The 13,949-nt window shown below is 67.3% G+C and carries 8 protein-coding genes; 6 read left to right on the top strand and 2 right to left on the bottom strand.

Annotated elements, in window-relative coordinates; genetic code table 11:
- Window positions 1–74 precede the first annotated feature (74 nt).
- From glgX to AC1DK9_RS10135, 3 genes are read left to right on the top strand one after another with little or no spacing between them, the layout of a single operon-like run.
- Window positions 75–2,189 (top strand): glycogen debranching protein GlgX, encoded by a 2,115-nt coding sequence (glgX, locus tag AC1DK9_RS10145; RefSeq protein WP_476915845.1) that lies wholly within the window; start codon window positions 75–77, stop codon window positions 2,187–2,189.
- 18 nt (window positions 2,190–2,207) lie between these two features.
- Window positions 2,208–2,702, top strand: coding sequence for a guanyl-specific ribonuclease (locus AC1DK9_RS10140; protein WP_476915844.1), 495 nt, complete (start codon window positions 2,208–2,210; stop codon window positions 2,700–2,702).
- Between the two features lie 7 nt (window positions 2,703–2,709).
- Window positions 2,710–3,063, top strand: a complete 354-nt coding sequence (locus AC1DK9_RS10135; RefSeq protein WP_476915843.1) for a barstar family protein — start codon at window positions 2,710–2,712, stop codon at window positions 3,061–3,063.
- Window positions 3,064–3,258: 195 nt separating this feature from the next.
- Here the strand turns inward: AC1DK9_RS10135 and glgP are convergent, their stop codons facing one another.
- On the bottom strand, window positions 3,259–5,877 hold the full coding sequence (gene glgP / locus AC1DK9_RS10130; protein ID WP_476915842.1) for an alpha-glucan family phosphorylase: 2,619 nt from the start codon (window positions 5,875–5,877) through the stop codon (window positions 3,259–3,261).
- 141 nt (window positions 5,878–6,018) lie between these two features.
- Between glgP and AC1DK9_RS10125 the strand changes: the two genes are divergently transcribed.
- The 3 genes from AC1DK9_RS10125 to AC1DK9_RS10115 are packed head-to-tail and all read left to right on the top strand — an operon-like array spanning window position 6,019 to window position 13,575.
- On the top strand, window positions 6,019–8,091 hold the full coding sequence (locus AC1DK9_RS10125; RefSeq protein ID WP_476915841.1) for an alpha-1,4-glucan--maltose-1-phosphate maltosyltransferase: 2,073 nt from the start codon (window positions 6,019–6,021) through the stop codon (window positions 8,089–8,091).
- 5 nt (window positions 8,092–8,096) lie between these two features.
- Entirely contained in the window at window positions 8,097–9,893 is a 1,797-nt protein-coding gene (treS, locus tag AC1DK9_RS10120) for a maltose alpha-D-glucosyltransferase (RefSeq protein ID WP_476915840.1), read from the top strand.
- Between the two features lies 1 nt (window position 9,894).
- Complete coding sequence (locus AC1DK9_RS10115; RefSeq protein WP_476915839.1) at window positions 9,895–13,575, top strand: 1,4-alpha-glucan branching enzyme; 3,681 nt, start codon at window positions 9,895–9,897, stop codon at window positions 13,573–13,575.
- Window positions 13,576–13,703: 128 nt separating this feature from the next.
- Here the strand turns inward: AC1DK9_RS10115 and AC1DK9_RS10110 are convergent.
- Window positions 13,704–13,949 (bottom strand): hypothetical protein (locus AC1DK9_RS10110; protein ID WP_476915838.1); only part of this gene is annotated, 246 nt, incomplete at its 5' end.

The raw sequence follows: 13,949 nt of genomic DNA, 5'->3' as shown, positions 1-13,949 counted from the left end.
CCCTTCGCCACCCGCCCCCGACGCCCTGGGACAAAAAGGGTGACCGTTTGTCATCCCCGGCTAAGCTTTAAGCGATGGTCAAGTCCTATGTAGATCCAGCTACCACCGTAGACGCCTCGCGGCCGTTTCCGCTCGGTGTCAGCGTCCCGCGCACGGGTTCCCCGGCGACGGACGACCCTCGCGGTACCTTCGCGAATGTGGCCGTCTACGCGCCGGGCGTGGCCAATCTGGAGATTGCCTATCAGGCACCCGGCGGCAGCTGGCAGCTGAAGACGCTGCCCAACAACACGGACGGCGTCCACCACGGCATCGTCGAGGGCCTGCCGGCCGGCTCGCGCTACGGCCTGCGCGCCTCGCCGGAGCCGGAGGCCCTGCCGCTCTCCGTGCCGACGCTGGACTTCGACGCCGACGGCGTGCAACCGCTGCTGCTCGATCCATACGGCCGGGGCGTGGACGAACGCGACGGTTTCATCACCAGCGTCCGGATGGCCGGCGACTTCGACTGGGGCATGGACCACAGCCCGCGGACCCCCTGGCGCAACACCATCATCTACGAGGCCCATGTCCGCGGCCAGACCATGTTGCACCCGGACATCCCGGAGAACCTCCAGGGCACGTACGCGGGGATGGCGCACCCGGCCATGGTCGAGCACCTCATCTCGCTGGGCATCACGGCCGTGCAACTGCTGCCCGTCCACTTCCACATCGACGAGCCGCACCTGCAGAACCTCGGGCTGCCCAACTACTGGGGCTACAACACGGCCGCGTTCTTCGCGCCGCACCCGGGCTACGCCACCCAGGCAGCCCAGGACGCCGGACCCCAAGCGGTGCAGGACGAGTTCAAGGGCATGGTCAAGCTGCTGCACGCCGCCGGCCTCGAGGTGATCCTCGACGTCGTCTACAACCACACCGCGGAAGGTGGAGCGGACGGGCCGACCCTGAGTTTCCGAGGCTTGGGCGAGCTGGAATACTACCGCCACGACGGCCAGGGCAAGTACGTGGATACCACCGGCTGCGGCAATTCGCTGAACTTCGGCGAGCCCCGGGTGGTGCAGTTGGTGCTCGATTCCCTGCGGTACTGGGTGAACGAGTTCCACATCGACGGCTTCCGGTTCGACCTCGCGGTCACGCTCTGCCGCAACGCCAACAACGAGTTCGATCCGCGCCACCCCTTCCTGGTCGCGATCGCCGCGGACCCGGTGCTGTCCGAAACCAAGCTCATCGCCGAGCCCTGGGACGTCGGCTACGGCGGATGGCAGACCGGCCGCTTCCCGGCCGGCTGGGTGGACTGGAACGACCATTTCCGCGACGCCGTGCGCACCTTCTGGCTGGCTGACCGCGCCGCGATCGACGCCGGCGGCCAGGGCGGCTCGGTGGCGCGGCTTGCCGATGCGCTCTCCGGTTCCGCAGGCCTGTTCGCGGCCTCGGGCCGGAGCCGGCTGGCTTCGGTCAACCTCATTACCGCCCACGATGGCTTCACCCTGGCCGATTTGGTCTCCTACGACCGCAAGCACAACGAGGCGAACGGGGAGCAGAACCGGGACGGCCACGGCGACAACCGCAGCTACAACCACGGCTTCGAAGGCCGCACCGAGGACGAGGAGGTCCTCGCACGGCGCGCCCAGACCAGCCGCAACCTGATGGCCTCGCTGATGATCTCCCAGGGCGTGCCGATGATCACCGCCGGCGACGAGATCGGCCGCAGCCAGCAGGGAAACAACAACGCCTACTGCCAGGACAACCCCATCACCTGGATCGACTGGACCAGCACGCCGGAGTCGCACGCGATGCTGCGCAGCACCAAGCGTGTGATCCGGCTGCGCAAGGAGTTCCTCGCCGCCCAGCCGCACGACTACCCGGCACGGGACCGGCAGTCGTACTTCCACTGGTTTGACGTGAACGGCGAGCCGATGTCCGGCGACCGCTGGCAGGATCCGGGCCACCGGGTGGTCCAGCTCCTGCTGGGCTCCGACGACGGGCGGATTGACGGGCTCGTCGTGGTCAACGGCGGCGCCGACGACGTCAAGGTCACGCTCCCGCTCATTCCCGCGGACGACGGCGGCGGCCACCGGCTGTACGAAATGCGGCTGACCACCTCGGAACTGCACGACCGCCGCCAGGGCGTCCGCATCTCCTCCGGCGAGCGGGACGCGGTCCAGGCCAACACCATCAACATCTACCGCGTCTAGGGTGTCCGCACAGCAGGCATGGGGGAATCACGAGTGAACGTCAAACGGCTCATCGCCCTGCTCGCCGTACTGGCGGGAGTGGTGGTGCTGGTCTTCATGCTGGCCGGCATCCCGCAGACCGGCACGGCCCCGCCGGATGCCGGCCGGAGCAGCCCCGCCTCCAGCGCGGCCGCTTCCAGGACCCCGACGCCGGGGAGGACCACGGCGGCCGGCGTCGCCAACCCCTCCAGCCTTCCGGAGATCAAGGCCTCAGGCCTGCCGGCCGAGGCGCGGCAGACCCTCGCCCTGATCGCCAGGGGCGGCCCCTACCCGTATTCGCGGGATAATGTCCCGTTCGGGAACTTTGAAAGAATTCTTCCGCGGAAAGCCTCCGGCTATTACCGGGAATTCACCGTACGGACTCCGGGGGAGTCGGACCGCGGAGCTCGCCGGATCGTGGCGGGCGCGGCCGGCGAAAAATACTACACCGCCGACCATTACGAATCGTTCAAATTCATCGCCGAAGGCAAGTAGGGATCCCATGAAGCTCTTTTCCGCCGACACCTGGACACTTGAGGAATTGCGTGCACAGGTGCACGACGCCGGACGCCGGGCACTGGTGATCCCGGCGGCGGATTCCAAAAAGGCCGTCCTGCAGGCCTTCGGCGAGGCAATGGCTTTCCCGGAGCATTACGGCGTCAACCTCGACGCCCTCAACGATGCCCTGCACGACTTCGCCGATGCCGCCGCCGACGACGACCGGCAGGCGACGGTCATCTGGCAGGTTCCGCCCGCCTTCCGCAGCGACCGCGCCTTCGGCATCATCTGCGAAATCCTCCAGGACGCCGAAAGCTACGCCGGCCAGGACCTCAACGTCATAGCCGTCTGCCTCTGACGCCGCAGCTCCCCAGCACCGAGCGAGCAACCTAGTAACTCCGCAAATCGGTCATGCGGAAGCGTGCGTCTAAGCAGGGCCCCCGCCGTCAGGGTTCCCTGGCCGAGCTTGCGAGGTTAGGGAGACGGTGGGGAGGAACGAGCGAGCACGCGGAGCATGGGCCGATTTGCGGAGCAATCGCCGGTCGGGTCAGGCTCAGGCGTTGACGATCAGGCCCAGCTCCGCCTTCGACGCCAGCCCCGCGTGCTTGGGCAGAACCCGGACGGTGTACCCGAAGGACCCGGAGCGGTCGATCACCAGGGTGCCGCTGAACAGGTACCGGCCCTTGCCCAGGTCCTCCACGGACTGCAGCTCCGCCACGGTGACGTCGGTCAGCTCGTCGCTGTCCTCGGCCCGGCCGAAGGCCACCTCCACCGCCACGTCCTCCGGCCGCAGGGTGTGGAGCGCCACGTAGGCGTTCACTTGCAGGTCATCGCCAATCTGCGGGTCCTCCGAGACACCCACCGAGTCCACATGTTCAACCTGGATCTGCGGCCAGGCTGCGCGGAGCTGGGATGACCAGGCGGCGAGTTCCTTCGCGGCGGCAAAATTGTCCGCTAGCGCCTGCCGCCCGGCCACCGCGGCCGGCCGGTAGAGGACGTTGACGTAGTCCTGCAGCATCCGGTCCGCGGACACGGCCGGACCAAGGTGCGCCATGGTGTGCTTGATCATCGAGACCCAGTGCGTGGGAACCTCCTGCGCCCCGGACTGCGAGGGGCCGGCGGCGCCCGCCTCGTCGGAGACGGTAAGGCCGTAGAACTTGGGTGCAACCTGGGTTTCGAGGAGCTCGTACAGGGCCGAGGCTTCAATGTCGTCGCGTTCCTCCGGGGACGCGTCGTTGTTAGCCGTCGGGATCGCCCAGCCGTTCTCGCCGTCGTACATCTCATCCCACCAGCCGTCCAGTACTGAGAGGTTAAGCGAGCCGTTCAGGGCGGCCTTCATGCCCGAGGTGCCGCATGCCTCAAGCGGACGCAGCGGGTTGTTCAGCCAGACATCGCAGCCGGGGAACAGGGTCCGGGCCATGGCGATGTCGTAGTTGGGCAGGAACGCGATCCGGTGCCGCACCGCGGGGTCGTCGGTGAAACGGACCAGGTCCTGGATCATCTTCTTGCCGGCGTCGTCAGCGGGGTGCGACTTGCCCGCAATCACCAGCTGGATCGGGTGGGTCTTATGCAGCAGCAGGGCCTTGAGCCGGTCCGGATCCCGCAGCATCAGCGTGAGGCGCTTATAGGTCGGCACGCGGCGGGCGAAGCCGATGGTGAGGATGTCCGGATCGAGCACGGAATCCGTCCAGGACAGCTCGGCGTCGGCCGCGCCGCGCTTCTTCCAGGCGGCCCGGAGCCGGCGGCGGACGTCCTCGACGAGGGAGACCCGCATCTCGCGCCGCAGCGCCCACAGGGCTTCGTCGCTGACGTTGTACGCCAGGTCCCAGCGGCCCTCGGTCTCGGCGTCGGAGCCGAACTGTTCGCGTGCCAGTTGGGACACCCGCGGATCCACCCAGGTGGGCACGTGCACGCCGTTGGTGACCGAGGTGATGGGCACCTCGGCGTGGTCGAAGCCCGGCCAGAGGGCGGAGAACATGCCGCGGGAGACGACGCCGTGCAGCTTTGCCACGCCGTTGGCGCGCTGGGCCAGCCGCAGCCCCATCACTGCCATGTTGAACACGAACGGGTTGCCGTCGGTGAAGTCTTCGCGGCCCAGGTCCAGGATCTTCGCGATCGGCACGTCCGGGGCCAGGCCCGCGGTGAAGAAGTGCTCGATCTGCGAGGTTTCGAAGCGGTCGATGCCGGCCGGGACGGGGGTGTGCGTCGTGAACACGGTGGAGGCGCGGCCCGCTGTCAGGGCTTCTTCCCAGCTCAGCGGATGTTCCCCGGACATCAGTTCCTGGATCCGTTCGACGCCCAGGAAGCCGGCGTGGCCCTCATTGGTGTGGAACACCTCGGGCGCGGGCGCGCCGGTCAGCCGCTGGTAGGCCCGCAGCGCCTTCACCCCGCCCATGCCCAGCAGGAGTTCCTGCTGCAGCCGGTGGTCGCCTCCGCCGCCGTAGAGGCGGTCGGTGATGCCGCGCGCGGCGTCGTCGTTGCCGGCCACGTTGGAGTCCAGCAGCAGCAGCGGGACACGTCCGACGTCGGCCCGCCAGACGTGCGCAAGCAGGCGCCGGTCGTGGGGGAGCGGCAGCGAAATCTGGATGGGCCGGCCGTTGCCGTCCGGGGCAGGCTCACGGAGCAGCGTCAGCGGCAGGCCGTCCGGATCGAGGACCGGGTAGGTCTCCTGCTGCCAGGCGTCGCGGGACAGGGACTGCTTGAAGTAGCCGGCCTGGTAGAGCAGCCCGACGCCGATCAGCGGAACGCCAAGGTCCGAGGCCGCCTTCAGGTGGTCGCCGGCCAGGATGCCGAGGCCCCCGGAGTACTGCGGCAGCACCTCGGTGATGCCGAACTCGGGCGAGAAGTAGGCGATGCAGCGGGGTGCGTCCTCGCCCAGGCTCTGGTACCAGCGGGGCTGCTCCAGGTAACGGTCCAGGTCTTCGGCGGCTTCGTGGACACGGCGCACCACGTCCTGGTCCGCGGCAAGGCGCTGCAGCTCTTCCCTGCTGACGAGGCCGAGGAAGGTCACCGGATCCTGCGCGCTCTCGGCCCAGACACCCGGGTTCAGCTGCTCGAAGAGCTCCCGGGTCGGCAGGTGCCACGACCAGCGAAGGTTGGTGGCGAGCCGCGCAAGAGGCCGGATCGATTCGGGAAGAACAGTTCGGACGGTAAATCTGCGGATAGCCTTCACCTGCGAAACACTAACGGAGAACGCAGGGGCCCGGAACAACTTTGGGTTTCTTTCCGCTAAATGTCGGATTGACCTCAGGATTCACCCAAAAAAAGTGAGCGGCCTTAGCATTCTGTCCGATTTGTAGATAACGTCGAGGCTGTGACGACTAACTCGCGAACCAGTGCCGTGTCCAAGCAAAAGCCGAAGGCCCTGATCACGGAGGGCCTCAAATTTGGCAGGTTTCCGATCACCGCGGTGCAGCCCGCGGTCGAAGACGGAAAGTTTCCCGCCAAGGCAGTAGTCGGCGAGAGCATCGTGGTGGGCGCCACCGCCTTCCGCGAAGGTCACGACATGCTCGGCGTCAGTGCCGTCCTCTTGGACCCGCGTGGCAAAGAGCGCCAGCGCGTCCGGCTGGCCCCGCCGCGCGGGAACCGGGGCAAGGGCACCGACCGCTGGGAGGGCCTGCTCACCCCGTCCGGCACAGGCAAGTGGTCGTTCGTCATTGAGGCCTGGCACGACCGCTACGGCACCTGGCACCACAACGCCGAAGTCAAGATCGAGGCAGGCATCGACGTCGACCTGATGCTCGCCGAAGGTGCCGCCCTGCTGACCGAGGCCTCTGAGGACCCGGCCCGGCCCTCGGCCGACCGGCGGACCCTGCGGATCGCCGTCGTCGGGCTTTCCGATGGTTCGAAGACCCCGGAGGAGCGCCTCGCCGCCGGCTTCAGCACCGACGTCGCCGCCGTCGTCGCCCGGCAGCCGATCCGCGAACTGGTGACCCTCTCCGAGCCGTACCCGCTGCTGGTGGAGCGCGAGCTCGCCGGCCGCGGCGCCTGGTACGAGTTCTTCCCGCGCTCCGAGGGCGCCGTTCGCAACCACGAGACCGGCGAATGGACCTCCGGAACGTTCCGCACCGCCGCGAAGCGCCTCGACGCCGTGGCCGCGATGGGCTTCGACATCATCTACATGCCGCCGATCCACCCGATCGGCACCCAGCACCGCAAGGGACCGAACAACACCCTGCTGGCCGGCCCGCACGACCCCGGCTCGCCGTGGGCGATCGGCGCGAAGGAAGGCGGCCACGACGCCATCCACCCTGACCTGGGCACCTTTGAAGACTTCGATGCGTTCGTGGCGCGGGCCGGCGAGCTGGGCCTCGAGGTGGCCCTGGACCTCGCGCTGCAGGCCGCGCCGGACCACCCCTGGGTGCAGAGCCACCCCGAATGGTTCACCACCCGGGTGGACGGCAGCATCGCGTACGCCGAAAACCCGCCGAAGAAGTACCAGGACATCTTCCCGCTCAACTTCGACAACGACCCAGCGGGCCTGTCCAACGAGATCCTGCGGATCGTCCAGCTCTGGATCAGCCACGGCGTCAAGATCTTCCGCGTGGACAACCCGCACACCAAACCCGTGTGGTTCTGGGAATGGCTGATCGCCAAGGTCAATAAGAAGAACCCCGACGTCGTCTTCCTCGCCGAGGCGTTCACCCGGCCGGCGATGATGCACGCCCTGGGCCGGGCCGGCTTCCAGCAGTCCTACACGTACTTCACCTGGCGCAACACCAAGGAAGAGCTGGAGGAGTACTTCCACGAGGTCAGCCACGTGTCGCCGGCCTACTTCCGGCCGAACTTCTTCGTCAACACCCCGGATATCCTCACCGAATACCTGCAGTATGGTGGCCCGGCGGCGTTCAAGATCCGGGCCACGCTCGCCGCCACGGCCAGCCCCATCTGGGGCGTCTACGCCGGCTATGAGCTCTACGAGCACGTCGCCCGGCCGGGCGCGGAGGAGTACATCGACAACGAGAAGTTCGAGTACAAGGCCCGGGACTGGGACGCCGCGGCCGAATCGGGCCGCACCCTGGCTCCGTACCTGACCCGGCTCAACGAGATCCGTCACACCCACCCCGCCCTCGGCGACCTGCAGAACCTCACGCTGCACCAGAGCACGGACAACGCCACGGTGGTCTACTCGAAGCACAAAACCCTCCCGGACGGCAGCAAGGACACCCTGATCATCGTGGTCAACGTGGATCCGCACGGCATCCGCGAGAGCACGGTCTCCCTGGACCTGGCCGCCCTGGAACTGGACCCGGAAAACCTGACGCACAACGGCGGCTTTATCGTCGATGACCTGCTGACCGGCGAGAGCTGGGAATGGGGCGAGTACAACTACGTACGCCTGGACGCACACGTCGAACCCGCCCACATCCTTAGCATCCGGAGGTAGCGCCAGTGAGTTTCAGCCCGAGCAACCCCAGCCAGCACTTCACCCCGAAGGGGACCTTCGAACTGAACGCGCCCGGCCTGCAGCATGATCCCCTCTGGTACCGGAAGGCGGTCTTCTACGAGGTCCTGGTGCGTGGGTTCGCCGACGGCAACGGCGACGGCTCCGGCGACTTCCACGGCCTGATCGAGAAGCTGGACTACCTGCAGTGGCTCGGCGTGGACTGCCTCTGGCTGCCGCCCTTCTTCCAGTCCCCGCTGCGCGACGGCGGCTACGACATTTCGGACTACAACTCGGTGCTGGACGAGTTCGGCACCATCAGCGACTTCAAGCGGCTCGTCGCGGAAGCCCACGCCCGCGGCGTCCGGGTCATCATCGACCTGCCGCTGAACCACACCTCGGACCAGCACCCCTGGTTCCAGGAATCGCGCAAAGACCCGGACGGCCCGTTCGGCGATTTCTACGTCTGGAGCGACACGGACGAGAAGTACCAGGACGCGCGCATCATCTTCGTGGACACCGAAGGATCCAACTGGACCTTCGACCCGATCCGCCGCCAGTTCTTCTGGCACCGCTTCTTCAGCCACCAGCCGGACCTGAACTTCGAGAACCCCAAGGTGATCGACGCGCTCTTCGACGTCGTGCGGTTCTGGCTGGACCAGGGCATTGACGGGTTCCGCGCCGACGCCATTCCGTACCTCTTCGAGGAGGAGGGCACCAACTGCGAGAACCTGCCGGCCACCCATGAGTTCCTGCGCCAGCTGCGCCGGATGGTGGACGAGAGCTACCCCGGCCGCGTGATCATCGCCGAAGCCAACCAGCCGCCGGCCGAGGTGGTCGAGTACTTCGGCACCGAAGAGGAACCCGAATGCCACATGGCCTTCCACTTCCCGATCATGCCGCGGCTGTACTACGCGCTGCGGGACCAAAAGGCTGCACCCATCATCGAGACGATGAAGGACACCCCGGACATTCCCGAGGGGGCGCAGTGGGGCACCTTCCTGCGCAACCACGACGAGCTGACCCTCGAAATGGTCACCGCCGATGAGCGCGCCGCCATGCTCGGCTGGTACGCTCCGGACCCCCGGATGCGCGCCAACATCGGCATCCGACGCCGGCTGGCGCCCTTGCTGGACAACTCCCGCTCGGAAATCGAACTGATCAACGCCCTGCTGCTCTCGCTGCCGGGCAGCCCGTTCCTGTACTACGGCGACGAGATCGGCATGGGCGACAACATCTGGCTCGAGGACCGCGACGCGGTCCGCACCCCGATGCAATGGAACCCGGACCGCAACGCCGGGTTCTCGCACGCCGACCCGGGCAAGCTGTACCTTCCGGTGATCCAGTCGCTGGTTTACAACTACAGCATGGCCAACGTCGAGGCGGAGGCCGCCCACTCCGGCTCGCTGCTGCGCTGGACACGGCAGATCCTCAGCGTCCGCAAAAACCACCCGGCATTCGGGCTCGGTTCGTTCCAGCATGTCGAAGCGGACCACGACGTCGTCCTGTCCTACCTGCGCGACCTGCCGGCGGGTAACGCCGCCGGCGAGGATCCGGAGACCATCCTGTGCGCTTTCAACCTGTCCCAGCACCCGGTGGCCACCACCTTGCGGGTGCCGCAGTATGCCGGCCGCGGGCTCCGCGACGTCTTCGGCGGCCAGGCGTTCCCCGCCATTTCCGACGACGGCACGCTGACCCTGACCCTGGGCAGCCACGACTTCTTCTGGCTGCGGATCCGATCGGCCGCATCCAACCCGGCTTCGCCCCACACCCAGGCGATGCCTATCCTGTCCATCGAAGGCTGAAATGACCCGACCCACCCTTTCCCCGGCGCTCGACGCCCTGCTCCGCAGCTGGCTGCCGCGCCAGCGCTGGTTCCCCGTCAAGAGCGCGCACTTCAGCTTCGAGCCGGTCGGCCGGGTGCGCCTCGGCGGCGGTCCGGGCGCCGGGACGCCGGAGGCCGGCGCGCAGCTTGAGGTCCTGCTGCTCGCGGTGACCTACCCGACGGCGGACGGCAACCGCACCGACGTCGTGCAGGTGCCGCTCAGCTTCCGCGCCCTGCCGCTGGCCGGTGCCGGCGCCGCCCTGCTGGGGGAGATCCCCACGGACGGGACCAACCCTGAACACGGCTGGATCTACGACGGCGTCCATGACCCGGCCTTCATCGCGGCCTGGCTCGAGCTCATGCGCGGACGCGCCGCCACAGCCGACGGCACGGCCGCCGGGCACTTGGTGGACTCGGATTACCGGCTGCCGTTCGCCACCGGAAAGGTCCGGGTGCTCTCCGGTGAGCAGTCCAACAGCTCGGTCATTGTGGACGACGGCGGCTCCGCGGCGATCCTCAAATTCTTCCGGGTGCTTTCCGAGGGGCAGAACCCCGAGGTCGAGATCGGCGCGGCCCTCACCGCGGGCCGGACCGTTGAGGTCCCGGCCACCCTCGGCTGGGTCACCGGCGAGTGGACCGGACCCGACGGCGCTGCGGCGGCCCGCGGCGAGCTGGCCGTTGCCCATGAATTCCTGGCCGGCGGCCTCGATGCGTGGCGCCTCGCAGTGGACGCGGCCAGCACCGGCACCGACTTCACCGCCGAAGCCCGCGCCCTGGGCGTAGCGACGGCCACCGTTCACCGCCGGCTGGCCGAGGCGCTGGGCACCGCGGCGGAGTCCGCCCCGGGCGGGGAGATCGCCCCCGGCGTCGCCCAGCGGGTCAGGCAGTCGTGGGCGGAAGCCGGCGCCGCCGTCGGGCCCTTCGACGACGAGCTGGAAGAACTTCTGTCGCGCCTCCAGGGCAGCAGCGCCGGCCGACTGCAGCGCATCCATGGCGACCTGCACCTCGGCCAGATCCTGCAGGTCCCGGGCGGGACCGGGAAACCCGCGCGCTGGGCGATCCTCGACTTCGAGGGCGAACCCCTCCGACCGATCTCGGAGCGAAATTTCCCGGACGTGCCGCTTCGCGACGTCGTCGGCATGCTCCGGTCCTTCGATTACGCAGCCGGCGCTGCGGTCCGCGAGTACGACGACGCCGTCGTCCCCGCCTCTTGGGTGGACGACTGCGCCGAGGCGTTCCTGGCCGGCTATGCGGAGGTCACCCCGGGCACGATCGACCGCGACTCGCCACTGTTCGTGGCGTTGTGGCTCGACAAGGCTCTCTACGAAGTTGTTTACGAACTACGGAACAGGCCGGATTGGCTCGCCATCCCGGTGAATGCATCCCGTCGTCTCCTCGGCAGTACAGGCGCCGGCGTTCCCGCCGAAGCCGCAGCGGAAGGTAACAAAATGACAGGTTCAGCACGTACCGATCGGCCCGGAGTCCCGCTTCCCGTGGACTCGGAGACCCTTGCCAGGGTCGCCGCCGGCGAACACCACGCCCCGCATTCAGTTCTTGGCGCGCACCTCGACGACTACGGCCACGTCACCATCCGCACCGTGAAGCACCTCGCGGAAGCCGTCTCCGTGGTCACGTCGGCCGGCAGCTTCCCGATGTCGCACGAATCCGGCGGCGTGTGGGTGGCCGTGCTGGAGCCGGTGGATCAAGGGCACGTGCCGGACTACCGGCTCGAGGTCACCTACGAGGGCCAGGCGCCGCAGCAGGCGGACGACGCCTACCGCTACCTGCCGACGGTGGGGGAGATCGACCTGCACCTAATCGGCGAAGGCCGCCACGAGCGGCTCTGGGACGCGCTGGGTGCGCATGTCCGTCACTACAAGTCCGTCCTCGGCGACGTCGACGGCGTCTCCTTTGCCGTATGGGCCCCGAATGCCCAGGCCGTGCGGGTCAAGGGCGACTTCAACGGCTGGGACGGCCGCGAATTCTCCATGCGCTCGCTCGGATCCTCGGGAGTGTGGGAACTGTTCATCCCGGGCGTTGTAGCAGGGGCGTGCTACAAGTTCGAGATCAAGACCAAGCATGGACACTGGGTGGAGAAAGCCGATCCGCTCGCCTTTGGCACCGAGGTTCCTCCGCTCACGGCCTCCCGCGTCGTGGAGCCCTCCTACGCCTTCCGGGACGAAGAGTGGATGAAGGCCCGCGCGGCCCGGGATCCGCACAACGCCGCGATGAGCGTCTACGAAGTCCACCTTGGATCCTGGCGTGTAGGACTGGACTACAAGCAGCTGGCCAAGGAACTTGTGGAGTACGTGAAGTGGCTCGGCTTCACGCACGTGGAGTTCATGCCCGTGGCCGAACACCCCTTCGGCGGATCGTGGGGCTACCAGGTCACGTCCTACTTCGCGCCGACCTCCCGATTCGGGCACCCGGACGAGTTCCGGCACCTCGTGGACGAATTGCACCAGGCCGGCATCGGCGTGCTGCTGGACTGGGTCCCGGCGCACTTCCCCAAGGATGCGTGGGCGTTGGCACAGTTCGACGGCGGTCCGCTGTACGAGCACTCCGACCCGAACCTGGGCGAACACCCGGACTGGGGAACACTGATCTTCGACTTCGGCCGGAGCGAGGTCCGCAACTTCCTGGTTGCCAATGCGCTCTACTGGCTGGACGAGTTCCACATCGACGGCCTTCGCGTCGACGCAGTCGCCTCGATGCTTTACCTGGACTACTCCCGCGAGGAGGGCCAGTGGCAGCCGAACCGTTTCGGCGGCCGCGAAAACCTTGAAGCGATCTCCTTCCTGCAGGAAGTCAACGCCACCGTCTACAAGACGCATCCCGGGGCGGTCATGATCGCCGAGGAATCCACGGCGTTCCCCGGCGTCACGGCCCCCACCAGCCAGGGCGGCCTGGGCTTCGGGATCAAGTGGAACATGGGCTGGATGCACGACTCGCTCAAGTACATGGCCGAGGACCCGTTCAACCGGAAGTGGCACCACGGCACCATCACCTTCTCCATGGTTTACGCCTACACGGAGAACTTCCTGCTGCCGATCAGCCATGACGAGGTTGTGCACGGCAAGGGTTCGATGCTGCGCAAGATGCCCGGCGACCGCTGGCAGCAGCTCGCGAACCTGCGGGCGTTCCTGGGCTACCAGTGGGCCCACCCGGGCAAGCAGCTGATTTTCATGGGTACCGAGTTCGGCCAGGAAGCGGAGTGGTCCGAGCAGCATGGCCTGGACTGGTGGCTCGCCGACATCCCCGCGCACCGCGGCGTCCAGCTCCTGACTAAGGATCTGAACGAGCTCTACAGCTCCACCCCGGCGCTCTACGAACGGGACAACGATCCGGACGGCTTCCAGTGGATCAACGGCGGCGACGCCGACCGGAACGTGCTGACCTTCATCCGCCGGGATGCCGAGGGCAACGCGCTGGTGTGTGCGTTGAACTTCTCCGGCGCCCCGCACCACGATTTCCGCTTGGGGGTCCCGGCCGCGGGGCAGTGGCAGGAAGTCCTGAACACCGACGCCGCCGCTTACGGTGGGTCGAACGTCCTGAACGAGGGGATGCTGACCGCGGCCGACGACGGGATTGACGGCCAGCCCGCGACGCTGACCGTGACGCTGCCTCCGCTGGGGGCCGCGTACTTCAAGGTCGCCGGGTAGCTACCCTTCGAAAGGCCCGGAACCCCTGTGGTTCCGGGCCTTTTCGCTGCCCGGGGGAGCCGGGCCCTGCGTCCTGAAGGGGAGCCCGTGACGCCGGCTTTGTCACCGCGGCCGAGTGGTGGTACAGTTTATTTCCGCGCTGCTCCCCGGAGTTGATCCGCTGAGAAGACCACGAAGGCCACGGCCAACTGGATCGGGACGCTGATTTGACTAGGTCGAAGTGCGCGGGTAAGTTTGAAAAGTTGCTCCGGAGCGATCCTGGACCGTTTGGTTTGGGTGGTGCCGGGTGTGTCTGTTGTTTGAGAACTCAATAGTGTGCCAAGTTTGTTGATACCAATTGTTTTATTGATTGGTTGTTTTGGCTGTGTTGTCCA

Source organism: Arthrobacter sp. 01T414, from assembly GCF_056398965.1.
This window is presented reverse-complemented; position numbering and strand designations above follow the sequence as displayed.

What these genes read in the sequence shown, in the direction of transcription:
- AC1DK9_RS10140 (WP_476915844.1), top strand. Translation starts at nt 2,208, where the DNA reads ATGGGGGAATCACGAGTGAACGTCAAACGGCTCATCGCCCTGCTCGCC.
- AC1DK9_RS10115 (WP_476915839.1), top strand. Translation starts at nt 9,895, where the DNA reads ATGACCCGACCCACCCTTTCCCCGGCGCTCGACGCCCTGCTCCGCAGC.
- glgX (WP_476915845.1), top strand. Translation starts at nt 75, where the DNA reads ATGGTCAAGTCCTATGTAGATCCAGCTACCACCGTAGACGCCTCGCGG.
- AC1DK9_RS10135 (WP_476915843.1), top strand. Translation starts at nt 2,710, where the DNA reads ATGAAGCTCTTTTCCGCCGACACCTGGACACTTGAGGAATTGCGTGCA.